Here is a 22,567-nt window from a genome sequence, read left to right as displayed (position 1 = left end):
TTCTTTCCCCTGCTCGTATGCGCTTATTCGTTTTGCTGGCTTCCCTGAGTATGTTCTTGCTGGCCAGCACCTGCAACACCGATTCGCACGCCTCCTCGCCCGAGCTAAAGCAGCTGGAAGGCACCTGGCTGCACGCCCACGAGGAAGACCAGGGCGACGTGCGCGTGTACCGCCCCAATACCTACGCGTTTCCGCCTTCCCGGGGCCGCACGGGCTTTCAGTTCGACCACAACGGCCTGTTCACCCAGCTCGACATTGCCCCCACCGACGGCCTCGAAGGCCGCAAGGGCCAGTGGAAAGCCGAAAGCAACAGCCTGATCCGCATTAGCCTCGACGATAAGAAAGAGCCTGATTACAAGCTCGAAATCGTGTCGTTGGAAAAAGGCGTGCTGAAGGTGCGGCGCGTGGAATAAGAATTTGTGGGCCGGGGCATGCAACCTTTTCCTACTAAACCTCTTCTAGGCTATATATTCCGCCTACTTTATTCTGCTCTGATGCGCCTTTCCCTTCTTGCTTTATGCGCAATGCTGCTGCTGGGCAGCTGTTCCAAGGATTCCGATACTGATGCCAACAATCCGGCCGTGACCCAGGCCACGTTCAGCGCCCAGATTCAGGGGCGCGACTGGCTGGAATCGTGGGAGGATGAGGAAGCGGGCAGTGACATTAAGGTGTTTCGGCCCGACACCTATGCCTTTCCTGCCTCCTGGCCCCGCAATGGCTTCCGCTTCGATTCCAATGGCGTATTTACCGGGCGAGGCCCCTCGCCTACCGACGGCATTGCCATTTACCCTGGCCTCTGGATTACGGAAGATGGCCGCCTCTACCGCATTACGCCCAGCGGAAAAAGCACCAGCTACGGGCTACAGCTTATCTCACTGCAGAATGATGTGCTGAAAGTGCGCCGTATTGATTAAGCATCACACTAACCGTTTGATTATGAGGCCAGCTCCCACAACGGAGCTGGCCTTTTCTGTGCGCAAAACCCGGTTGGTGTTTCCTTCCCAGGGTTGTGCGGGGCATATTGGCAGCCAATAAAAAAGGACGAAAACAGCCGAGCAGAAGCTTTTTCCGTCTTCTTTTGCCGGACTTTTCCCTTTGCCTCTGTTTCCTATTGTATGAATTACTGGCTCGTAAAATCTGAACCCAGCGCCTACTCCTGGCACGACTTCACCCGTGACGGCCGCACCGACTGGACCGGCGTGCGCAACTTTCAGGCCCGCAACTACCTGCAGCAGATGCAGCCCGGTGACTTAGTACTGTTCTACCACAGCGTAACCGACAAAACCGTGGTGGGCATTGCCGAGGTAAGCCAGCTGGCGGCCCCCGATGCCACGGCCGAAGCGGGCAGCGGCTGGGTAGCCGTGGAGCTACGCCCCCAGCAGCCCCTGACGCGTCCCGTGCGGCTCGAGCAAATCAAGCAAGACAGTCGCCTCACCCAGATTGGTCTGCTGCGCCAGTCGCGCCTGAGCGTGATGCCGCTGCGGGTGGAGGAGTTTGACGTGCTGCTGGAGCTGGGCAGCTAGCTTTTACGCGCACTTTGTGCGTAGCTAAGCCTGGCACCTTCGGGAAGGCCAGGCTTTTTTTATGTGCCCGAACGGAAGAATAGTTGCCGGGTGTTATATGGAAAAAAGTCCGGTCCTGCATCTGTACTACTACACTGCGTGACTATCTGTTGGCTTCGTCGTATCTTCCCTTTCGGCTGTCGTCACGCGGCGGCGCACTTCCCAGCTACTATGAAACAAACCCTACTCGGCCTCTTTTTACTGCTGATGGGCACCTTGCCGCTCATGAGCCGGGCCCAGACGCTGCCCCCGGATGCGCCCCGGCAAACCAACCGTCTGGAGCTGGAACTACAGGCCTACTCCAGCGACGTGCAGGTGCTGGCTATTCCCGAAGACAGCACAGTGGTGCTGCTGGTAGAGCGCGAGCCGAAATTTTCGGGGCCCAGCACTTATTCGTTCCAGAAGCTGAACCGGGAGCTGCAAACCAGTTGGGTGAAGCCTTTGCCTGTGCCGGAACGCTACTATTTCAGCCGGCTGTGCGGCGAAGGCTCGATGGTGTATGCCCTGTTCAAGGATGATTTTCTGAGCAATAAGCTGTGGGTAGCGGCCCTGAACAGCCGGACCGGCGAAATCCGCACTACCACCTACGATACCAAGCTCACCCACGAAATCTATGGGATGAAGGCCCTGGAAGGCAACCTGTTCGTCACCGTTCAGATTGAGCAGCACCTGACCGTGCTGCTGCTGAGCTTGCGGTCCGGGGAATTTCAGTTTTTGCCTGCCGTGTATGAGCCCCTCGACAGTCAGCTCACGTTCCTGGCCGACTCGGCCGCCAACCAGATCAAGATGGTCGTGACGCAGACCAACGGGGTGAAGTCGCGCCTGCAGGTCAAGCAGATTTCGCCCCAGGGCAAGCTGCTGCACAGCGAGTTTGTGCAGGCCGAAAGTAACCGGAGCCTGCTCACAGCCCAGATCAGTACCGGCGACTCTACCGACCGGCTCATGGCCGGCACCTACACCCTGCGCGACACGCGCTACTCCCAGGGCCTCTTCGCCACCGACCTCACCCAGGGGCCCACACCCACCGGTAGCCGGCCCTCGTTGCGCTTCTACGATTTTCTAAACCTGAAGCACTTTTTCGACTTTATGAGCCCCAACCGGGAAGCCCGGCTGCGCCAGCGTGGGGCACGCCGCCTGGCCGCCGACCGGGAATTCCGGCTGCACTACCGGCTGCTGATGCACGATTTGCTGCCCAGTCCGGAAGGCTACGTGCTGGTGGCCGAAATCTACTTTCCGCACTACCGCTACAATAACTACAGCTTTGGCTTTATGGGCCCATCCCGCTTGATGAACGGCCCCCGCAGCTTCGACGGCTACCGCACCACCCACGCCATCATCTGCGGCTTCGACCGGCGCGGCAACCTACTCTGGGACAATACTTTCGTACTGAAAGACGTGGAAAGTTACGGCCTGGAAGAAACCGTGCGCGTGCGGCCTATGCCCGACGGTCGGCGGTTTGCCCTGGCCTACCTTGATGAAAACCGCATCCGCTACAAAGTCATTGACCGCACCACGCCCTCTTCCAACGACCTACACCTACCTATTCAAACCGCACTGACGCCCGACAGCAAGGAAAAATCGACGAGTGCCACCCAAACCGGCATGCAGGCCTGGTACGGCAGCCGCTTTCTGGCTTTTGGCTACCAGCACGTGCGGGCTCCCAACTGGAGCGGCCGGGACGTGTTCTTTATCAACACCGTGGACTTCAACTGAACCGAACAGCCACGCCGGGCCTGCGTATGGGAAGAGCAGTTTGTTCTTTTTTGCTCTTTTTTTTACGCTATGAAAAACCGAATCCTGACTTTCTGGGTGCTCCTGGCCTTGCTGGCCGTTAGCAGTTGCCGCACCGCCGGCCCCGGCACGCCCGCCCGCACGGTGGCCGAATTCTTCAGCAAATACGAAAACCGCTCCGGCTTCAAAGCCACCGACTGGTCGGCGGGCCTTACCACCCGCCTGCTGCTGATGAAGCTGGGCAACCTCGGCGGCGACAATGAGCTGACCCAGGCCATTTCCGCCGTGCGCAGCGTGAAGGTGCTTACCTTCTCTCCTACTTCGGGCAGCGCCCGGGAGCTGGTAGCCGAAGGCCTCACCAAGGAAGTAGACGGCCTGCTAGCCAATGAGCGGTACTCGCCGCTGCCCGTAGCCGCCGAAACCGGCACCACCGTGATGCGCTACTCGGCCCGCCAGAACGGCGACCGGGTGAAGGAAGTAGTAGCCACCGGCAACGTGCAGGGCGCCCCCGAGTCGTTTATGCTCGTGGCCATTTCCGGCGACTTCACAAAAAGCCAGGTCGATAAGCTCGTGAAGTTTCTGCCCAGCGTATCGGGCGAGCTGGCCCGGTAGACGCACCATTTTAATAAGTAGAAAGGCCGTTCCAGCTGTGGAGCGGCCTTTTTTATTGATATTAGAGCTGTTTAGCCGCAACATCCTAAAACGTTATTTCTCCCTTTCGCCGGCATGCTATGCCAGCTGATTCCGAACGAATCCTATCCATTTTTACCCACAATCAGCATGAGTAAGATACTACAAAGCGCCTTCTGGCTGCTACTCACGCACCTGCTTATACACACGGCGGCAGCCCAGCCGACCAACCCGATTATAATCGGACACATCGACAGCCTGAACTCGAAAACACTACAGGAAAAGCGCGGCGTGTGGATTTATGTGCCGCCAGCTTCGCCCGAAATTGGCTATGCCCCCAAGCGCTACCCGGTACTGTATGTACTCGATGGTGATTGGAACTTCCCATTTCTGACGGCCCTTACGCAGCAGCTCAGCACCGTCAACAGCCTAGGTATTTGTCCGGAAATGATTGTGGTGGGCATTCCGAACACCTACCGCACGCGCACCCGTGACCTGACGCCCACGCATTCGACTAAGCGCTGGGACGGGGCAGAAGACCGCACCCTGAGTTCTTCGGGAGGCGGTGGCAACTTCATGGCTTTTCTGGAAATGGAGCTCCTGCCCTACATTGACTCGAAATATCCCACCGTACCCTACCGCCTGTTTGCCGGCCACTCCCTGGGTGGCCTCACGGTGCTGAACACACTGGCCACCAAGCCCGAGTTGTTTAACGCCTACCTGGCCATCGAGCCCAGCCTGTGGTGGGACAACCGTCTCGTACTGAATAAAATGCTGGACCGGATTCAGCAACGTGAGTTTCACAGTCAAAAGCTATTTCTGGCCGTAGCCCATACCGCCGCCAGCCTCGATACCACCCAAGTGCGGCACGACACAACCGGCAGCACCATTCACACCCGCGCTAATCTGGCCCTGGTCGATGCCCTGCGCCGCCAGCAACCCGCTACACTGCGCTGGAGTTGGAAATACTATTCGGCCGAAAACCACGCCTCGGTGGCCGTACCGGCCTATTCCGATGCCCTGCACGCGTTTTTCCGCCACCCGCCCCTGGCCCTGCCCGCCAGCGTAGCCGATCCGGCCTTCACACTGGCAGCCATTCAACAGCAATATGCTTCCCGCTCACGTCAATACGGCTACGTGGTGCCGCCACCCGAAGAAGAGTTGAATATGTACGCCTGGGCCTGTATGCAGCAGCAATTGTGGGCCAAAGCCCTCCAGTTTTTCCAATTCAACCTAAACACCTATCCGCAGAGCTTTAATGCGCATACCGGTCTGGCTGCTTATTATGAAGCCCGCAACGACAAGCGCAAGGCTCTGCAGTACTACCAAGCAGCCCTACGTATTCAGGATTTACCCGAAGCCCGCCAGAAAATACAGGAGCTGCAACAGCAGACCGGTAAGCCGTAGCGTCGCTTGTCCAGTTTCTGTCAGTCATAAAAAAAGCGCCTTCCCAGTTTGGGAAGGCGCTTTTCATGTAGCCTTACAGGCCCGACTTACATCGAGGGAGCAGGCGTAACGACGAATTCGAACTTGAACTCGACGCGGCGGTTTTTCGACATGCCGGCGGCCGACGTGTTGGGCGCGGCGGGCTCACCTTCGCCGCGGCCTTCGGTGATGACGCGGGTGCCATCTACCTGCTTGCCGGTGAAGTAGCGCTTCACCGATTCGGCGCGGCGCTCCGAGAGGCCCTGGTTGTACTCGTCGGTGCCACGGCTATCGGCGTGGCCGATGATGCGCAGGCTGTACTCGGGGTGGTCTTTCAGGGCCTGGGCAATCTTGTTCAGAGTTGGGTACGAACTACGTTCCAGCACGGTGCTGTTGGTTTTGAAGCGCACGGGCACTTCCAGCCGGCGGATAGCGGGGTCAACCACGAGCGGGCAACCGTTGGCATCAACGCGGGTACGGGCCGGGGTATCGGGGCACTTGTCCACGTTGTCGAGGATACCGTCGTTGTCCTGGTCGAGCACCAGCGGGCAGCCGTTGGCGTCTACCTGGGTGCCAGCGGGCGTGTCGGGGCACTTGTCGTCCTGGTCGCGCACGCCGTCGTTGTCGGCATCGGGGCAGCCGCGCAGAGCGGGCTTACCAGCTACGTCGGGGCAGGCATCTTCCGAGTCACGCACCCCGTCGTTGTCACGGTCGGGGCAGCCTTCGAGGTTCGCTAGGCCTTTTTCGGTGGGGCATTTGTCCTGGTAATCCGGCACACCGTCGCCGTCACCGTCGAGGGGGCAGCCGTTCTCATCCACGGCTACGCCGGTGGGCGTGTCGGGGCATTTGTCTTTGCGGTCGGGCACACCGTCGCCGTCGGCGTCCTTGGCTTTACCAAAAGCAATGGTGAGGCCCACGGTGTGCTGCAGGTAACGGTCGTCAATCTTGTCGTCGTCGCGGTTTGGCTCGCCGTCGATATTAGCGTTCAGCGGAATGTGCTGCCCGGTTTGCACGAACAGGCCCACCGCGTCGCTGATGCGGAAGTTGATGCCGGCCGCGCCAAAGGCGTCGAAATACGTCTTGTCCTCGTCAATTCGCGCACCGCGCACCAGTCCTTCGCGGCTGGTATAGGCAATACCGGGCGCCAGCAGCAGGTAGGGTTGCACCACAGCGTCTTCCTTCAACGCCCAGCCGTTGTTAAGCTTCAGCTTCAGAGCCAGGTTCACGTTCACCACGTTGGTGTTGAAAAACGTTGCTGGGCTTTGGCTGTCCTTCAGCTCCACATACGCTCCCTGCAGGCCCAAATCGAGGCCGGGGGTAAGGTAGCGGTTGATGCTGATGCCGGGGCCGAAGTGGTTGTTGCCACCCTTGAAGAAGTCGGAGCCGAGGCTGCCTTTGTACTGGTACATGCTACCGTACAGGCTCACGGCCGTTTTGCGGTCGGCCGTTTGCGCGTGCCCGCGCGGGGCTGCCGCCAGCAGCGTCAGTCCCAGGGCTAGAAAGGAGGTTAGAGAACGTTTCATACGAACGAATTTGGATGGAAAATCAGCCCGAATATGGACATACCGAAGACGGCTATGCCCAAACATAGCTACCAGCCTATACCTTATATAAGGCAGAAGGTTGCTGCCGAGGTAACCATTGCGGCTCTACAATAGAATCCAGCCTGGCTTTCTGCCTGCTTTTCAGGAAGTCGCGCCCGGATATTTTTTTGTAAAAAACTCAGCAAATAATACTTTACCGGGGTGACTAGCCACGAAAAAGAGCCGCCCAGTAGCTGAGCGGCTCTTCTTGTATGAGGGCAGGAACGCCCCGCTTTCTACTTCCGGTTTTCGCGCATCAGCCGCTCGATGTCGGCGGCTTCCAGCGGAATGTTCTTCATCAGGTCGTCGTTGCCGGTTTTGGTGATGAGAATGTCGTTTTCGAGGCGGATGCCGAGGCCTTCCTCCCGAATATAGATGCCCGGCTCGCAGGTATAGACCATACCCGGCTCGAAGGTGCGATACTTGAAGCCCACATCGTGCACGTCGAGGCCCAGGTAGTGCGAGGTGCCGTGCATGAAGTATTTTTTGTAGAGCGGCGCGGCGGGGTCTTGGTTCTTCACGTCGCTGGCATTGAGCAAATCGAGCTTGATGAGTTCCTGCTCCATCGTGCGGCCCACTTCGGCGTGGTAGTCCTCAATGTTGTTGCCGGCTACGAGGCGGGAAGTGGCGTGCTTCATGACGCGCAGCACGGCCTCGTACACGTCGCGCTGGCGCTTGGTGAACGTGCCGTTCACGGGCACCGAGCGCGACAGGTCGGCGGCGTAGTTAGCGAATTCGGCGCCGAAGTCCATCAGCAGCACGTCGCCGTCTTTGCATTCTAGGTCGTTCGAGACGTAGTGCAGAATGCAGGCATTGGCACCCGAGGCAATGATGCTGCCGTAGGCCGGGCCGCGGCTGCGGTTGCGCACGAACTCGTGCAGGATTTCAGCCTCAATCTCGTACTCCCACACGCCGGGCCGGATAAAGCCCAGCAGGCGACGGAAGGCTTTTTCGGTGATATTAGCCGCCTCGCGCATCAGCCGGATTTCCTCCTCGCTCTTAATGGCGCGCAGCTGGTGCATAATGGGGGCCACGCGGCGGTACTGGTGCAGCGGGTAGTCTTCACGCAGCTTTTTGCCCATGCGGGCGTCGCGGGTTTCAACCTCCACCACGGCCCGGATATGCTCGTTGGAGTTGAGGTACACGTTTTCGGCCTCGTTCATCAGCGCGGGCAGCACCGACTCGAACGACTCGAGCCACATAATGGTGGGCACGCCCGACTGGGCGCGGGCCTGGTCTTTAGTGAGCTTGTAGCCTTCCCAAACCAGAATATGGTCACTGGTTTCCTTCAGGAACAGGATTTCGCGGTACTGAGGTAGCTTAGCATCGGGACAAATGACGAGGATGCTTTCCTCTTGGTCGACGCCCGAGAGGTAGAACAAATCGTTGTTCTGACGGAAGGCCATGTGGCCGTCCGCGTTGGTGGGCATGGTGTCGTTGGAGTGGAAGATGGCCAGCGAAGCCGGGGGCAGCTGCTGGACGAAATTGCGCCGATTCTGAATAAACAGCTGCGGATCGATGGGACCGTAACGCATAGGAGAAAGGTTGTTGGGCGAGGAAAGACCCGCCGGCAGCGGGCAGGCTGCAAGTTAAAGCAGTTTCGGAATCTGTGGGAGCCGAAGGAACGTCATTCCGAACGAAGTCGAGGAATCTCGCGTGCTGACGTTGCTAGGCTAATCAGTTACCATTGCACGCGAAATGTCTGCTCTCTGCTTAAAGCGCAGAATGCTCGACATGACGTTCTATTGCAGGCTTGAACCTGAGCCGGGGCGCGGTATCTTTGCAAACTGCTAACCGCCTATGCCCAATCCTGTTGCCCGCCGCGCCGTTCTGCTGATTCAAACCGCCTTTATCGGCGACGTCATTCTGGCTACGGCCTTGCTGGAACACCTGCACCAAACCGAGCCCGATACGCCCGTCGATTTTCTGGTGCGCAAGGGCAACGAGGGTTTGATCCAAAACCATCCGCACGTGCGGCAGGTGCTGATCTGGGACAAGAAGCAGGACAAGTACCGGGGCCTGTGGCAGCTGCTGCAGCGCATCCGCCAGGCCGACTACCGCCGCGTGGTAACGCTGCAGCGCTTTGCCTCCACAGGCTTCCTGACGGCTTTTTCGGGCGCGCCAGAGCGGGTGGGCTTCGATAAAAATCCGTTTTCGTTTCGCTTCACCCGGGCCATTCCCCACGTTATCGGGCCGGGCGTGCACGAGGTGTCGCGCAACCTGCACCTGCTCGACCCGGCCTACGATGGGCCACTTACGCCGCCCCGCCTCTACCCCTCTGCCGCTGATGAGGCGGCGGCGGCCCAGTATGCGGCCGTGGGCCCCTACCTGTGCATCGCGCCCACGTCGGTGTGGTTTACCAAGCAGTTTCCGCGGGAACAGTGGCTAAAGCTGTTGCGGGCTTTACCCCCGAAATACACCATTTACCTACTGGGCGGCCCGCCCGACGTGGCCGAGTGCGAAACGCTGCTCCAAGCCAGCGGCCGACCCGGTGTGGTGAATCTGGCGGGCAAACTCTCGCTCCTGGCCTCGGCCGCGCTGATGCGGGGCGCGGTGCTGAACTACGTCAACGACTCGGCCCCGATGCACCTGTGCTCGTCGCAGGGCGCCCCCACTTGTGCGGTGTATTGCTCTACGGTACCGTTTTTCGGGTTTGGGCCGCTGAGTCCGTTTTCGAGAGTGGTGGAGCTGCCCGAGGAGCTGGCCTGTCGGCCCTGCGGCCTGCACGGCTACCGCAAATGCCCCCTGAACCACTTCCACTGCGCCCACGGCATCGAAACCAGTCAGTTGCTCAGCGCCCTGGCCGAAGCGGAAATGGTTTAATGTGCTGAATGCGGGAAATGTGTCATTGCGAGCAGCGCGAAGCAATCCATCCTCTGAAATGTACTCAGCGTCCTTTAGTGACAAGCCTTAATCGTTACAACGGACAAGGACTTTGTGGTAAAAGGTCGTGTCGTACTGCGCAGAGGACGGATTGCTTCGCGCTCCTCGCAATGACACATTTCCCGCATTCAGCACATTTCAACACATTAGCACCTGAGCACATTACCCTGCCTACCTTTGCCGCTGGATGAAACCAGCGGGTGGAGTAGCTGGTTAGTATCTTTTAAGGCACGCTGAAATCGGCGTTCTTACGCGTTATCGTCTCCAAGACCCCAACTAATGTCCGATTACGACCTCTACGAGCTGCCCAACGGCATTCGGGTTCTGCATAAACAAGTACTGCACACCAAAATAGCCCACTGCGGTTTCCTACTGGATATTGGCTCCCGCGACGAAAAGCTGCACCAGCTGGGCCTGGCCCACTTCTGGGAGCATATGGCGTTCAAAGGCACCGAAAAGCGCAAGAGCTTTCATATTCTGAACCGCCTCGAAACCGTGGGCGGCGAGCTGAATGCTTATACCACCAAGGAGAAAATCTGCTTTTACGCCTCGTTGCTCAGCACCCACTTCGAGCGGGCCTTTGAGCTGCTCACTGATCTGACGTTTCACTCGGTATTCCCGGAAAAGGAAATCGAGAAGGAGCGCGGCGTGATTCTGGAGGAAATGAGCATGTACCAGGATGCGCCCGAAGACGCCATCGTGGACGATTTCGACGGCGTCATCTTCCCCAACCATTCCCTGGGCCACAACATTCTGGGCACCCGCGAGAGTGTATCGGGCTTTCAGCAGGAGGACTTCCGGCAGTTTCTGGCCGACAACGTGCGCACCGACCGGCTGGCGTTCAGCTCGGTGAGCAACCTGCCGTTCAAGGAAGTAAAGCGCCTGGCCGATAAGTACCTGGCCCCGCTGCCGGCCCGGCTGGGCCCACGGCCCCGCACCCCTTTCACGGCCTTTCAGCGCGTGGAGCAGCTGGAGCGCAAGCCCATCAATCAGGCTCACTGCATCATCGGCGGCCCCGCCTACGCCATCGGCGACGCGCGGCGCATTCCGTTTTTTATGCTGAACAACCTGCTCGGCGGCCCCGGCATGAACTCGCGTCTGAACCTGGCCGTGCGTGAAAAATACGGCCTGGTGTACACCATCGACTCGACCTACAGCCCCTACACCGACACGGGGTTGTTCGGCATTTACTTCGGCACCGAGAAAAAGCAGGTGGCCCGCACCATCTCACTGGTTAATAAGGAGCTGAAGCTACTGCGTGAGAAAACCCTGACGACCACCCAGTTGCACGTCGTGAAAGAGCAGCTGATGGGCCAGCTGGCCATGTCGGAGGAAAGCAACAGCGGCATGATGCAGTTGCTGGGCAAAAGCACCTTGGACCTGGGCCGGGTAGAATCCATCAACGAGGTTTTTGCCCAGATCCGCCAGATTACGGCCGAAGAGCTGCGCGACCTGGCCAACGACGTGCTGCGCGAAGACAACCTGAGCGTACTGCAGTACCTGCCGGAATAAGTGAAAATGGTGAGATAGTGAAGTAGTGAATTTTAAGTTCTGACAGTGTGAACTGCGCAGCTTGAACAACAACTCACAACTTCACCATCTCACAACTTCACAATTTTAGTCATGCGCGTATTTGGCCACATAGGCACCTACCGGCCCGGCGACACCTTTGCTTCACGGCTGGAAATGAGTGCGGCCCGGGTGCACCGGCCGGTGCGGGCGGGTGTCAGCGGTACCGCGGCCGAGGGTGTCGACTCCATCGTGCTGGCGGGGCAGTATGAAGACGACGTATTTGCTGAGGACACGATTCTGTATGCCGGGCACGGTGGCCGGGACCCCAAAACCGGCCGGCAGGCGGCCGACCAGGAGCTGACCGACCGTAATCGGGCTTTCCACAAAAGTCTGGAAACCCAATTACCAGTGCGGGTACTGCATAAAGTGGTAGCCGAAGATGGGTTAAGCGTGTACCGCTACGAAGGGCTGTACCAGGTGCAGGCAGCGCAGTATGTGCGGGGCCGGTCGGGCTTCTTTATCTGGCTGTTTACACTCCGGCCGTTGCGCAGCTGAGTATACTGCTCCCGCTCGATTTGTCGTTCTTTGCGCTTTGGTCCCATTTTCTGCCTTCTCTCGCCCGAACAGTTAGCGGCATGCCTTTCACGCCCGCCCATCCGGCCTTGGTTTTACCCCTGCTGCGGCCCCTACACCGTCAGCTTTCGGCTACGGGGCTGGTGCTGGGGGCAATGGCGCCCGATTTTGAGTATTTTCTGCGGCTGCGGCCCGATGGCATCTACGGACACACGCTGGCCGGTATCTTCTGGCTGGATCTGCCGCTGATTATGGCCTTTGCCTGGCTGTTTCACAAGCTGGTGAAGCTGCCCCTGACCCAGTGCCTGCCCGCCGTGCTGCGGGCCCGGCTGCTGCCACTAGTGGGGACTACCTGGCCAGTGCGGCGGCTGTTTTCGGGGCCAGTGCTGCTGGGCGCGCTGCTGGGCTGCGCGTCCCATATTGTTTGGGACTGGTTTACTCACAACGACGGTTTGGTGGTCATGAGTTGGCCCTTATTGCAGCAGCCTTTACCGGGCTTTCAGCTGGGCTGGCCGCTCTACACGTTTTTGCAATATGTGAGTACGTTTGTGGGCTTGGGCAGCATCGGTTGGTTTGTGCTGGCCCTGCCTGCCCGGCCTACTCCGGCCCCGCCGCCCACCCGCACCCGGTTCACGTTCTGGCTAGCTACTGCCGCCGTCCTGATCCTGCTTTGGGGCCCGTTTATGGTGTATTCGGCGCTCATCTGGCCCCTCGATGCCAACTCGGTGCTGGTAACGGGCATGAGTGCTGGCCTGGTAGGTGTGCTGGTAGCCGCCGGCACGCTGCGCCGCCAGTGCGCACTGCCCACCACTACCTTTTAGTTATTCATTTCCATCTGCTGCCGTGCATTCCGACGACCTCCAGGCCTACGCCGAATACCACACCACGCCCGAACCCGAGCTGCTGCGCCGCCTCAACCGCGAAACCCACGTGCAGGTACTGGCCCCACGCATGCTCTCGGGGCATTTGCAGGGCCGGGTACTGAGTATGCTCAGCCATATGGTGCGGCCCCGGCGCGTGCTGGAACTGGGCACTTTTACGGGCTATTCGGCGCTGTGCCTGGCCGAAGGCCTCACGCCCGATGGCGAGCTGCACACCGTGGAGCAAAACCCCGAGCTGGAGGCCCGCGTGCAGCGCTACGTGGCCGAAGCCGGCCTCACCGGGCGCATCCATATGCACATCGGCGACGCGGCGGCCGTGCTCGGCACCCTCACCGAAACCTGGGACTTAGTGTTCATCGACGCCGATAAGATAAACAACGCCCGCTACTACGAGCTGGTGCTGCCCCAGGTGCGCCCTGGTGGTTTTATTCTGATTGACAACGTGTTGTGGAGCGGCAAGGCATTACCCTCGTACCATCTGAAACCCGCCGACAAAGACGCTCACGCCGTGCGGGCCTTCAACGATTTTGTGCAACAGGATGAGCGGGTGGAGAATGTATTTCTGCCCCTGCGCGACGGGCTGCTGATGGTTCGCAAACGGTAATTTTAGCCGCTGGCAGCAACTATTTGCTTGATTAAGGGTCTGATCGAAACTCAGTTTCGGTTTACACAATCGATAATTTTTTAACCGACCCGATTAAACATTTAGCTCAAAGCCCCGTCTATTGAGCTTCAGGCTCAATAGTATGATGAGAAAAGGTATTGTATTTCTGTTGTTTTGGCTGCTTACAGCTCCCGTATTCGCGCAAACATACCCCGTATCGGGGCGAGTAGTTGATATCACCGACCAGTCGCCGCTGATTGGGGCCAACGTGCTGCTTATTCGCCTGCCCGACTCGGTGAAGACTGGCACCGCCGTAGACCCCAACGGCCGCTTCGAGATACCAACGGCGCCCGGCCGCTACGTGCTGACGGTGTCGTTTCTGGGCTACCAGACGCTGCGCCGGCCGGTGGAAGTAGCTGCCGCTCCGGTGGCGCTGGGCTCGTTGACGCTGGCCACCGACCAGGTGAAGTTGAAAGGTGTGGAAGTGGTGGGCCAGGCGGCCTCCTCGGTGCAGAAAGGCGACACGACGCAGTATGACTCGCGGGCTTTTAAAACCAACCCCGACGCCAACGCCCAGGATCTGATTACCAAAATGCCCGGCGTGGTGGTAACGGATGGCAAAGTGCAGGCTCAGGGCGAGCAGGTGCAGCGGGTGCTGGTGGATGGCAAGGAGTTTTTCGGCTCGGACCCCGACGCGGTGCTCAAAAACCTGCCAGCCGAGGCCATCGACAAGATTCAGGTGTATGACCGGCGCAGCGACCAGTCGGCCTTCACGGGCTTCAACGACGGCAACACCGAAAAAACCATCAACATCGTGACCAAGCCCAGCTTCCGCAACGGGCAGTTTGGGCGCATCGTGGCCGGCTACGGTCCTGACCAGGACCGGGACAAATACCGGGTCAGTGGTAACATCAACTCGTTTAAAGGTGCCCGGCGCTTTTCCATCGTGGCGCAGTCCAACAACGTGAACGAGCAGAACTTCGGCACCGACGATTTGCTGGGCGTTATCGGTACCTCGGCCCAGGGCGGCGGTGGAGCCCGGGGTGGCCAGGGCGGCAACCGCGGCGGGGGCGGCAACCGCGGCGGCCAGCAGGGCGGCGGTGGCAATGCCGGCAACTTCCTGGTAAACCAGGCCAGCGGCATTTCCACGACCCACGCGCTGGGCCTGAACTACTCCAACACCTTTGGCAAGAAAACCGAGGCGCAGGCCAGCTACTTCTTCAACCTGAGCGACAACGCCTCGAACAGCACCACCAACCGCCTCTACAACGTGCTGACCCGGGGCCGCACCCTTGGCTACGACGAGGTGTCGGACGGCTCGGCGCGCAATATCAACAACCGCTTCAACCTGCGCCTGGAGCACAAGTTCGACTCGCTGAACTCCATTCTCTGGCAGCCGCGCTTCACAATGCAGCGCAACACGAGCAAGAGCAACTTGGACGGGCGCACCTACCTGGGCGCTTTTTCCGACTTCGGCGACAGTACCCAGAGCGCCAACCTGAGCCGCTACAACTCGGCCCAAAATGGTATTACGCTCACCAACCAGATTCTGTACCGCCACCGCTTTCTGAAGCGCGGCCGCACGTTCTCCCTGGGTCTGAACACGACCTACAACGACCGGGACGCGGATAACTACCTGTATTCTGACAACTACGACTACACTTCGCGGCCCGAGTTTACGCTCAGCCAGACCAGCCAGTATTCCCGCCTCGACCAGATCGGGTGGACCTGGAATGGCTCGGCCAACTACACCGAGCCGCTGAGTTTGAAAAGCCAGCTGCAGCTGAACTACACCATCAACTACGCGCCCAACGACTCGGATAAGAAGACCTTTAACCTGCTGCCCGGCGAGCAGCGGGAGCTGAACGAGGACCTGAGCAACGTGTTTACGAGCCGCTATACCACCAACTCCGGCGGCCTGACTTACCGCTACCAGTTTGAGAAGCTGGAGTGGGCCGTGGGCACCTCGCTGCAACACGCGCAGCTGCACAACGAGCAAGAATTTCCGCGCACTGCCACCACCGACCGGCCCTTCTGGAGCGTGCTGCCCAACGCCACGGTGCAGTACAAATTTTCGCGTCAGCAGAATCTGCGCCTCAACTACCAGACCCGCACCCAGAACCCAAGCATCAGTCAGCTCCAGGAAGTGGTGAACAACTCCAACCAGCTCCAGATCCGGACCGGCAACCCCGACCTGGCCCAGGAATACACTCACAACCTGTTTCTGCGCTACTCCTCGTCGCAGCCCGAAACCTCGCGCTCCTTCTTCGCGCTGGTGGGTGGCTCCTACACCGATAATTCCATTGCCAATAGCACCACGGTGGTGCGCGAGCCAACCGAAATCGGCGGCGTTATCGTGCCGGCGGGTGGTACCATTATCCGGCCCATCAACCTGAACAAGCAATATTCGCTGCGCACGTTTGGCAACTACACGCTGCCGCTGAAGACACTGAAGTCGAACCTGAACCTGAACGCCTCGGCTACCTTCAGTCAGACGCCGGGCTTCGTCAACGGCTTGCTCAACTACAACCGGGCCCCCAATTTCGGGCTGGGCGCGGTGCTGAGCAGCAACATCAGCCCCGAACTGGACTTCACGCTCTCCTCTAACTCTTCGCAGACTTACGCCCGTAACACGGTGCAGAGCCAGAGCAACAGCCAGTATTTCCGCCAGAACACCTCGTTGCGCCTGAACTGGATTCTGGTGAAGGGCGTCACGTTTCAGTCGGATGTGAACCACGTGGCCTTCCGGGGCCTGACGGCGGGCTACAACCAGAACTTCGTGCTCTGGAACGCCAGCCTGGGCAAGAAGGTGTTTGCTAAGCAGCAGGGTGAAATCAAGGTATTTGCCTTCGACTTGCTGGGTCAGAACAACAGCATTCAGCGCAACATCACCGACGCCTACACCGAAGACGTGCGCACCAACATTCTGCAGCGCTACTTCATGCTGATGTTTACCTACAACCTGCGCAACTTCGGCGGCGGCGGTGCTCCGGCCGATGCGCCCCGCGACGGAAACCGCCAGTTCGGCCCTCCCGGCGGCGCACCCGGCGGCCGGCCACCGGGCGGCGGGGGTGGCCCGGGTGGTTTTGGCGGTTAGCCAAGCCAGAAATTCCGGAAAGCAATTCTGTTATAAGCGGGGCACTGGTTCTTTCGGGAGTCGGTGCCCCGTTTGGCTTTTAAGGGCCAATGGTTGCTAGGGCGGGGCATTTTCGGCCGTTAATTCTACGGGCTTTGTCCCTAAAATTGAGCAATTTCAGGGCTTTTGCTGCCTCATCCAGGGTTTTTTCGCCTACTTTGTATACGGTGAATTCTGGCGCGCATTAGGATTGAAGCCAGAGCTCCCGCATTGCCTTTTATGAAAAGACTCCTACTGACCCTGCTTTGCGTGCTGCCCCTGCTGGCCGTGGCCCAAAGCGTACCGGTTCCCGCCGACCTGTATTTTGCTGGTTTGCACCTGCGCCTCACCGACGGCGGCCGCATGGCTATTCAGCAGAAAGTGGATGCCATCCGGCGCTACCAGCCCTCGTTTCAGGCCCGCGTAAACTTGGCCGATGCCTATTTCCCGATAATTGACCGGGTTTTTCAGACCGAAGGCGTGCCGCAGGAGTTTCGCTACCTCGTGCTCCAGGAAAGCGGCCTGCAGGGTGAGGCCCAGTCTATCCATGACGCGGTGGGCTACTGGCAGTTCAAGCGCGAATCGGCCACGGAGCTGGGCGTGCTGGTGAACGACGTGGTAGACGAGCGGAAGCACATCGTGGCTTCGTCGCGGGCGGCGGCTAAGTATTTTCTGCGCAACAACAACACGTTTCACAACTGGGTAAACACGCTGCTGAGCTACAACCTGGGCCTAACCGGGGCCAAGCCCTACGCGCTGCCCACCGACGCTAACGCCACGGAAATGGAAATTTCCGAGCAGACCCACGCGTATATTCTGACCTTCCTGGCCCACAAAGTGGCTTTTGAGCCCGCCTGCGGCCAAAATCCCAAGCCGCCGATGCTGCTCCAGGAGTTTCCCGCCATGGCCGGTCAGCAGCTGGCGGCTATGGCTACCTCCCTGCAAACCAACCCCGACGAGTTGGCTAAGCACAACCGGTGGCTGCTCAACAACGCCGCCGTGCCCCAGGACAAGGCCTACACCATTCTGGTGCCCATCACCGACCCGCTGCAGCTGACGGCTATGGCGGCCCAGCAGAAAACCACGGCCCTGGCCCAGCTGCTGCATGAGCCCGAGCCCGACCCGCAGAATGCCGAGTTTGTGCAGGTAAACGGGCTGCGCGCCATCATTGCCCTGCCCGGCGACAACAAGGAAACCCTGGCCCAGCGCGCCGGCATGAAGATGCGCCGGTTTATGCAGTACAACGACCTATTTGCCTTCGACAACATTGTGGTGGGCCAGCCCTACTTCGTGCAGAAAAAGAAGGACAAGGCCGCTGTGGAGTACCACGTAGCCCAGCCGGGCGAGAGTGTAGCCATCGTGTCGCAGAAATACGGAGTGCGGGCCAAGTCTATCTGGAGCAAAAACCGGATGCCCCGCAACGAGGAGCTGCGGCCCGGCCGCATTCTGTGGCTGCAACACACCCGCCCCAAGGAAGTAGCCATTGAGTACGCTAAAACCGATAATACCGCCGCGCTGGCCGCTTTCGAGCGGGCTCCGCAGTCGGCAGTAGCCCAAGCTGCCCCAGCCAAGCCGGCGAAGAAAAAGGAGAAGGTGAAAGACGAAGCCGAGCCCTACACCGGCACTACGGCCGCAGCCAGCCGGATTCTGGAAGATGCCGCGGAAGCCGACAGCGTGTCGGCCCCGGCCAACACGGCCACCGTAACCCAGGCCGACAGCGTGACGGACGACCACATGGAAAACCTAAACGAGCTGCCCCAGACTACGGCGAAGGCCCCAGCGGCGCCGTTGAAACCGGCCGCCAAAGAAGCGCCCGTAGCCGTCCAGCAGCCCAAAAAGCAATTGCCGGCCGCCTCCCCTATTGCCGATGAGCCCCAGGACGAGCCTGCTGATGAACCCGTAGCTCCCAAACCAACGGCAGCCGCGCCGGCAAAACCTACTGCTACTTCCGCTCCGGCGGTAGCCAAAGCGCCAACGATTCCGACTACTCAACCCGCTGCCACACCAGTAGCAGCCACTACCGTAGAGCCCGTTCCGGCCAACGGCCAGCACACCGTACAAAAGGGGGAAACCCTGTATGCCGTGGCCCGCAAATACGCCCTGCGCCCCGCCGACCTGATTACCTGGAACAATCTACCAGCCAATCCGGCGTTACGCCTGGGCCAGGTGCTGCGTGTAGCAGCCCCAGCGGCTAGTGTGGGTACTGTTGCAGCTTCTCCGGTAACCGGCGCGGCTACCGCCACGGCCAGTGCCGAGGCCGTCAGTCATAAAGTGGTGACGGGTGAGTCGCTGTACGGTATTGCGCGCAAGTATGGCGTGAGCGTGAAGCAGGTGATGGAGTGGAACAACAAGGCCGACTCCAACGTGAAGCTGGGCGAAGTTCTGGTTATTAACCCCGCCAAATAGCCGGTTGGCACTATTTTTAAACGGCTTTTGATTTCAAATTCTCTGATTATCCGAATGCGTCCTTTCTTCCGAGTATTTCTGTTTACCGGCTTGCTGTCGGCGCCGGTGGCCGCGCAGGCCCAGCAGCCGGCTCCCGTGGCAGCCCTTTCCGAGGATTCCGTGCGCGTGATGTCGGGCCTGGTGCAAACCAGCGTCCGGCAGCTGCGTCAAATCTACTTCGAGCCCAGCGACGCCCGCGCCGTGCAGCTCATCGAAACCGCGCTCCAGGAAATTCCCACCCTGAACCAGCGCCTGAGCCACTACACGGCCAGCCTGCCCCGCGAGCAGCAGCAGGTGCTGGCCCAGCGCCTGCGCCAGCAACCCTGGCAGATTGAGCTGCAGACGCTGATGCGCAGCCCGCAGTTCAAAGGCTTCGATGCCCGCGCCGCCAAAAATCCCGACCTCAAAGCCGCCGCCGAGCGACTCCACGCCTCAGGCTTCGTGGGCACAGCCAAACCAGCGCCGCCCGTAGCCGCCGCTCCCGCCCCCGAGCCGATGGGCACTATTTCCCTGCCCCCTGCTGCCAAATCGGCGGTCCGGCCCGCGTCGGCCGGCAATGCTCTGGCGGCCAGCAAGCCGGCTCCGGCGGCCAAAAGCCCGGCTACCTTCAAAGTCGCACCGCTGAGCACGGCCGCCAAGCCAGTAGCACCGGCCGCTACGGCTGCGCCGGTTGCTACTACGGCTCCAAGCAGCGCCGCCACGCGGCACACGGTGCAGAAGGGTGAAACGCTGTTCAGCATTTCCCGGCAATACGGCGTGACGCCCGCCCAGCTTCAGTCTTGGAACAAAAAGGCCGATGGCGGGGTAAAAATCGGAGAAGTGCTGGTGGTCGAAACCAGCAAGTAAGTTTTTGTTTTTCAGCAGAAAAGGCAGCTCCAACGGGCTGCCTTTTCTCGTTTTGAGCGGTACGGCAAAAACGGCGGGCGGAGCTTTGCCGTACCTGATTTTGCCCGGCCGCCGGTGCGGCGGGGTTCGTTTATCATCGTTTGCCAGCTATTATATGATTCTGACGACGGGGCAGCCGTTCTGGATTACCGAACGGGGTTTGGTGCGTTATCCGGTACTCACCGAGGATGTGACTTGTGATGTCGTAATCGTAGGCGGGGGCATCAGCGGGGCTATGCTGGGCTACTACCTGACGCGCGCCGGCCTGCGGGCCGTGGTGCTGGAGCAGCGCTACGTGGGGGCCGGCAGCACGTCGGCCAGCACGGCCATGCTGCAGTATGAGCTGGATGAAAACCTGGTAGACTTGCGCAAAAAGGTAGGTGTGGCACGAGCCAATGAGGCTTACCTGGCCAACCTCTACGGTGTGCACGGCGTGGCTCACCTCTGCCAGCATGAGCTACCCACCGACTGCGGCCTGCGCTACTGCCACAGCCTGTACCTGGCCAGCCGCCCGACCGATGCAGCCGCGGTGGAGGAAGAAGGCGATGCCCGCCGGGGTATTGGCATTAGTAACGAGTTTCTGCCGGAAGCCGAACTGCTCCGACGCTTTCAGCTCAAAAGTCCTGCTGCGCTCTACTCCGCCGACACAGCCGAAGTCAATCCGTATGAGCTGACTCACACCCTGCTGCAACAGGCCCAGTTGGCCGGACTGCGGGTATTTGAGCGCACCGAAGCACTCCGCTACGAGGTGAACTCAGGTGGAAAAAGTGTGACGCTGCACACGGCTGGCGGCCACAAAGTGCGGGCCGGGCACGTGGTGGTCTGCACCGGGTTTGCCGCCGCCGACCTGGTACCTCGGGACATCGTAAATCTGCACTCGACCTACGTGGTCCTCAGCCGCCCCGGCCAGGCCGATGCGCTGCCCACCGGCGACGCCCAACTCTGGGAAACGGCCCGCCCCTACATCTATACCCGGCGCACCCCCGACGGCCGCATCATGATTGGGGGCCGCGACGAGGTTATCAAGCAGTCCACATTTCAGAATGCCCTACTCGAAAACAAGGCCGACAAGCTGGAAAAGCAGTTTCAGGAGTTGTTCGACCAGCCTATTGCTTTCACCCGCGACTTTGTGTGGGCCGGCGTATACGGCGAAACCGACGACAGCCTGCCCTACATCGGCCAGCACCCCGATTTCCCCCAGGTCTGGTTTGCGCTGGGCTACGGTGGCAACGGCACTACCTACAGCCTGCTCGCCGCCGAAATCATCCGGGACGCCCTTACTGGCCGGCAACACCGCTACGCGAGTACGTTTGGCTTTGAGCGGTAGGCCGCATTTGTCAGAATAAATGGTTTGCGCTACGCGGCCTGGGCCACCAACACGGGCCGGGCAATGCGCTGGGTGCGGCTCTTGAGCAGCTCAATTACAGCCGCGTCATCGGCGTACCGTTCTCCTAAGTTCACGAAGTTTTTCGCCAGCAGGTCGTAGCGCTTGGTCATGAGGTAAGCGAAGATGTGCAGGAAGTGGATGCCGTCGAATACAATAGCATCATTCTGCGCATACTGCTGCACGTTCTGCTGAAAATGGTGCGGGTGGTCGGTCCAGTGCATGGCGGGCCGCAAGTGGTGGCTGATGTGGTAGCCATCGTTCCAGCACTTGTGGTTGTAATTGGTATTGATGCAGGTAACGCTGTTTTTGTAGCAGTTGTCGGGGGCGTTGGCATCAATGAAGGCGTGTTGACTCCAGTTGCCCAGCATCATCACTACCCGGCCCATCACCACCGGAAAGATGAAAACGGCTATTGTAGCCGGCAGATTCACGAAGCACAGCGCCAGGGTCACAACCAGATAAATGGACTCGCCGCGCACCAGGCGGTGGCGCAGGGTAAGCTTGTTGCGCCGGGTGAGGTAGCGGGCCAGCTTGGGCAGGCCCTGCACGAAAAAGTCGCCGAGGTATTGCAAAAAGCTTTGCAGCGAGTCGCGCTGGTAGAACATGGTGCTGCTCTCGTCGTCGGGCAGGTTGTTTTCCGGGTGGTGCATGCCCAAGTGGTGGGTAAAGTAGGTTTCGGGGGTTTGGCCGAAAAGCGGCCCAATTACCCAGGGCAGATAGTGGTTGAGGTAACCGTACTTTTTCTTGAAGAACACCCGGTGGCTGGTGCAGTGCTGCATCAGGCCGTATGGGCCCCGGAAGCGGGCGTTGCTCAGGCCCATGTATACGGCCAGCACCGCCCACCACACCCAGCCCGTAACAGCCGGCACAAACAGCAGAATGGCCAGCGGCAGCAGCGTAAACGATATCTGTAGGGTGAGGTACACGAAAGGCAAATCCCGCTTATCCTGCAGATACTCCAGAAAAAACGCGTCGAGGCGGGAAACGGGGGCCGTCTGGTCGTAGACCGGGTCGGTAAGGGCAGCCAGATACTTCATGGGCACATACGGGTCGATGGGCTCGACCGTGAATTGAGACAACAGCTAAATAAGTGGCGCCGGAATAAGTATGCAAGCTCCGCAAACCGCTTGGCTTCCGGAATAAAGAATAACTGCCCCAATAAAGCTCAGGGGCCAGCTGCCTAACGCCAGCCAGCTCACAATAATTACAGTGGAGCTATGCAAGGTAACCAGATTGCAGCGGCCGAGCTTCAGGAGCCCATAGGTAACGCCTTGGCGGTAAAGCCAAAAAGCACCTTCAGTAGCATTGAAGGCGCTTTTTCATGTTTTGGCAACTGGATTACCAGCCCAAA

General features: G+C 59.6%; 18 protein-coding genes. 15 read left to right on the top strand and 3 right to left on the bottom strand.

What is annotated here, in order from left to right:
- Positions 1-17: 17 nt before the first annotated feature.
- The 6 genes from LGH74_RS05285 (at position 18) to LGH74_RS05260 (ending at position 5,330) form a co-directional block, all read left to right on the top strand.
- On the top strand, positions 18-413 hold the full coding sequence (locus LGH74_RS05285) for a hypothetical protein (protein WP_226173076.1): 396 nt from the start codon (positions 18-20) through the stop codon (positions 411-413).
- A gap of 81 nt (positions 414-494) precedes the next feature.
- Entirely contained in the window at positions 495-914 is a 420-nt protein-coding gene (locus tag LGH74_RS05280) for a hypothetical protein (RefSeq protein ID WP_226173036.1), read from the top strand.
- A gap of 201 nt (positions 915-1,115) precedes the next feature.
- The gene (locus LGH74_RS05275) at positions 1,116-1,523 is read left to right on the top strand and encodes an EVE domain-containing protein (protein WP_226173033.1); all 408 of its coding nucleotides are present in this window, start codon (positions 1,116-1,118) and stop codon (positions 1,521-1,523) included.
- Between the two features lie 210 nt (positions 1,524-1,733).
- On the top strand, positions 1,734-3,275 hold the full coding sequence (locus tag LGH74_RS05270; protein WP_226173031.1) for a hypothetical protein: 1,542 nt from the start codon (positions 1,734-1,736) through the stop codon (positions 3,273-3,275).
- A 69-nt stretch (positions 3,276-3,344) separates the two neighbouring features.
- Positions 3,345-3,905, top strand: coding sequence for a DUF4252 domain-containing protein (locus tag LGH74_RS05265; protein ID WP_226173029.1), 561 nt, complete (start codon positions 3,345-3,347; stop codon positions 3,903-3,905).
- 168 nt (positions 3,906-4,073) lie between these two features.
- The gene (locus LGH74_RS05260) at positions 4,074-5,330 is read left to right on the top strand and encodes an alpha/beta hydrolase-fold protein (protein WP_226173027.1); all 1,257 of its coding nucleotides are present in this window, start codon (positions 4,074-4,076) and stop codon (positions 5,328-5,330) included.
- 86 nt (positions 5,331-5,416) lie between these two features.
- Here the strand turns inward: LGH74_RS05260 and LGH74_RS25010 are convergent, their stop codons facing one another.
- Entirely contained in the window at positions 5,417-6,871 is a 1,455-nt protein-coding gene (locus tag LGH74_RS25010; RefSeq protein WP_284439287.1) for an OmpA family protein, read from the bottom strand.
- Between the two features lie 296 nt (positions 6,872-7,167).
- The gene (locus LGH74_RS05240; protein ID WP_226173025.1) at positions 7,168-8,466 is read right to left on the bottom strand and encodes an aminopeptidase P N-terminal domain-containing protein; all 1,299 of its coding nucleotides are present in this window, start codon (positions 8,464-8,466) and stop codon (positions 7,168-7,170) included.
- A gap of 265 nt (positions 8,467-8,731) precedes the next feature.
- Between LGH74_RS05240 and LGH74_RS05235 the strand changes: the two genes are divergently transcribed.
- From LGH74_RS05235 to LGH74_RS05195, 9 genes are all read left to right on the top strand, one after another.
- Positions 8,732-9,754, top strand: a complete 1,023-nt coding sequence (locus LGH74_RS05235; protein WP_226173023.1) for a glycosyltransferase family 9 protein — start codon at positions 8,732-8,734, stop codon at positions 9,752-9,754.
- Between the two features lie 339 nt (positions 9,755-10,093).
- A complete protein-coding gene (locus LGH74_RS05230; RefSeq protein ID WP_226173020.1) occupies positions 10,094-11,326 on the top strand; it encodes a M16 family metallopeptidase in 1,233 nt (410 codons plus the stop codon).
- Positions 11,327-11,437: 111 nt separating this feature from the next.
- Positions 11,438-11,881 (top strand): YDG/SRA domain-containing protein, encoded by a 444-nt coding sequence (locus LGH74_RS05225; protein ID WP_226173017.1) that lies wholly within the window; start codon positions 11,438-11,440, stop codon positions 11,879-11,881.
- Between the two features lie 80 nt (positions 11,882-11,961).
- Positions 11,962-12,720, top strand: coding sequence for a DUF4184 family protein (locus LGH74_RS05220; protein WP_226173014.1), 759 nt, complete (start codon positions 11,962-11,964; stop codon positions 12,718-12,720).
- A gap of 22 nt (positions 12,721-12,742) precedes the next feature.
- Positions 12,743-13,384 (top strand): O-methyltransferase, encoded by a 642-nt coding sequence (locus tag LGH74_RS05215; RefSeq protein ID WP_226173011.1) that lies wholly within the window; start codon positions 12,743-12,745, stop codon positions 13,382-13,384.
- A gap of 142 nt (positions 13,385-13,526) precedes the next feature.
- Complete coding sequence (locus LGH74_RS05210; RefSeq protein ID WP_226173008.1) at positions 13,527-16,481, top strand: TonB-dependent receptor; 2,955 nt, start codon at positions 13,527-13,529, stop codon at positions 16,479-16,481.
- 258 nt (positions 16,482-16,739) lie between these two features.
- Positions 16,740-18,905, top strand: coding sequence for a lytic transglycosylase domain-containing protein (locus LGH74_RS05205; protein WP_226173005.1), 2,166 nt, complete (start codon positions 16,740-16,742; stop codon positions 18,903-18,905).
- A gap of 54 nt (positions 18,906-18,959) precedes the next feature.
- A complete protein-coding gene (locus tag LGH74_RS05200; RefSeq protein ID WP_226173002.1) occupies positions 18,960-19,790 on the top strand; it encodes a LysM peptidoglycan-binding domain-containing protein in 831 nt (276 codons plus the stop codon).
- Positions 19,791-19,944: 154 nt separating this feature from the next.
- Positions 19,945-21,156: an NAD(P)/FAD-dependent oxidoreductase gene (locus LGH74_RS05195; RefSeq protein WP_226172999.1), complete on the top strand. Its 1,212-nt coding sequence runs from the start codon at positions 19,945-19,947 to the stop codon at positions 21,154-21,156.
- A gap of 29 nt (positions 21,157-21,185) precedes the next feature.
- Here the strand turns inward: LGH74_RS05195 and LGH74_RS05190 are convergent, their stop codons facing one another.
- Entirely contained in the window at positions 21,186-22,295 is a 1,110-nt protein-coding gene (locus tag LGH74_RS05190; protein ID WP_348532985.1) for a fatty acid desaturase family protein, read from the bottom strand.
- Positions 22,296-22,567: the final 272 nt, after the last annotated feature.

This window comes from Hymenobacter lucidus, assembly GCF_020447265.1.
Lineage (GTDB): Bacteria > Bacteroidota > Bacteroidia > Cytophagales > Hymenobacteraceae > Hymenobacter > Hymenobacter lucidus.
Note: the sequence above shows the minus strand (reverse complement) of the source record. Positions and strands in the feature narration are given on the sequence as shown.

Excerpts from the sequence above, each read along its gene's own strand:
- LGH74_RS05285 (WP_226173076.1), top strand. The coding sequence starts at position 18 with ATGCGCTTATTCGTTTTGCTGGCTTCCCTGAGTATGTTCTTGCTGGCC.
- LGH74_RS05280 (WP_226173036.1), top strand. The coding sequence starts at position 495 with ATGCGCCTTTCCCTTCTTGCTTTATGCGCAATGCTGCTGCTGGGCAGC.
- LGH74_RS05275 (WP_226173033.1), top strand. The coding sequence starts at position 1,116 with ATGAATTACTGGCTCGTAAAATCTGAACCCAGCGCCTACTCCTGGCAC.
- LGH74_RS05270 (WP_226173031.1), top strand. The coding sequence starts at position 1,734 with ATGAAACAAACCCTACTCGGCCTCTTTTTACTGCTGATGGGCACCTTG.
- LGH74_RS05265 (WP_226173029.1), top strand. The coding sequence starts at position 3,345 with ATGAAAAACCGAATCCTGACTTTCTGGGTGCTCCTGGCCTTGCTGGCC.
- LGH74_RS05260 (WP_226173027.1), top strand. The coding sequence starts at position 4,074 with ATGAGTAAGATACTACAAAGCGCCTTCTGGCTGCTACTCACGCACCTG.
- LGH74_RS25010 (WP_284439287.1), bottom strand. The coding sequence starts at position 6,871 with ATGAAACGTTCTCTAACCTCCTTTCTAGCCCTGGGACTGACGCTGCTG.
- LGH74_RS05240 (WP_226173025.1), bottom strand. The coding sequence starts at position 8,466 with ATGCGTTACGGTCCCATCGATCCGCAGCTGTTTATTCAGAATCGGCGC.
- LGH74_RS05235 (WP_226173023.1), top strand. The coding sequence starts at position 8,732 with ATGCCCAATCCTGTTGCCCGCCGCGCCGTTCTGCTGATTCAAACCGCC.
- LGH74_RS05230 (WP_226173020.1), top strand. The coding sequence starts at position 10,094 with ATGTCCGATTACGACCTCTACGAGCTGCCCAACGGCATTCGGGTTCTG.
- LGH74_RS05225 (WP_226173017.1), top strand. The coding sequence starts at position 11,438 with ATGCGCGTATTTGGCCACATAGGCACCTACCGGCCCGGCGACACCTTT.
- LGH74_RS05220 (WP_226173014.1), top strand. The coding sequence starts at position 11,962 with ATGCCTTTCACGCCCGCCCATCCGGCCTTGGTTTTACCCCTGCTGCGG.
- LGH74_RS05210 (WP_226173008.1), top strand. The coding sequence starts at position 13,527 with ATGATGAGAAAAGGTATTGTATTTCTGTTGTTTTGGCTGCTTACAGCT.
- LGH74_RS05205 (WP_226173005.1), top strand. The coding sequence starts at position 16,740 with ATGAAAAGACTCCTACTGACCCTGCTTTGCGTGCTGCCCCTGCTGGCC.
- LGH74_RS05200 (WP_226173002.1), top strand. The coding sequence starts at position 18,960 with ATGCGTCCTTTCTTCCGAGTATTTCTGTTTACCGGCTTGCTGTCGGCG.
- LGH74_RS05195 (WP_226172999.1), top strand. The coding sequence starts at position 19,945 with ATGATTCTGACGACGGGGCAGCCGTTCTGGATTACCGAACGGGGTTTG.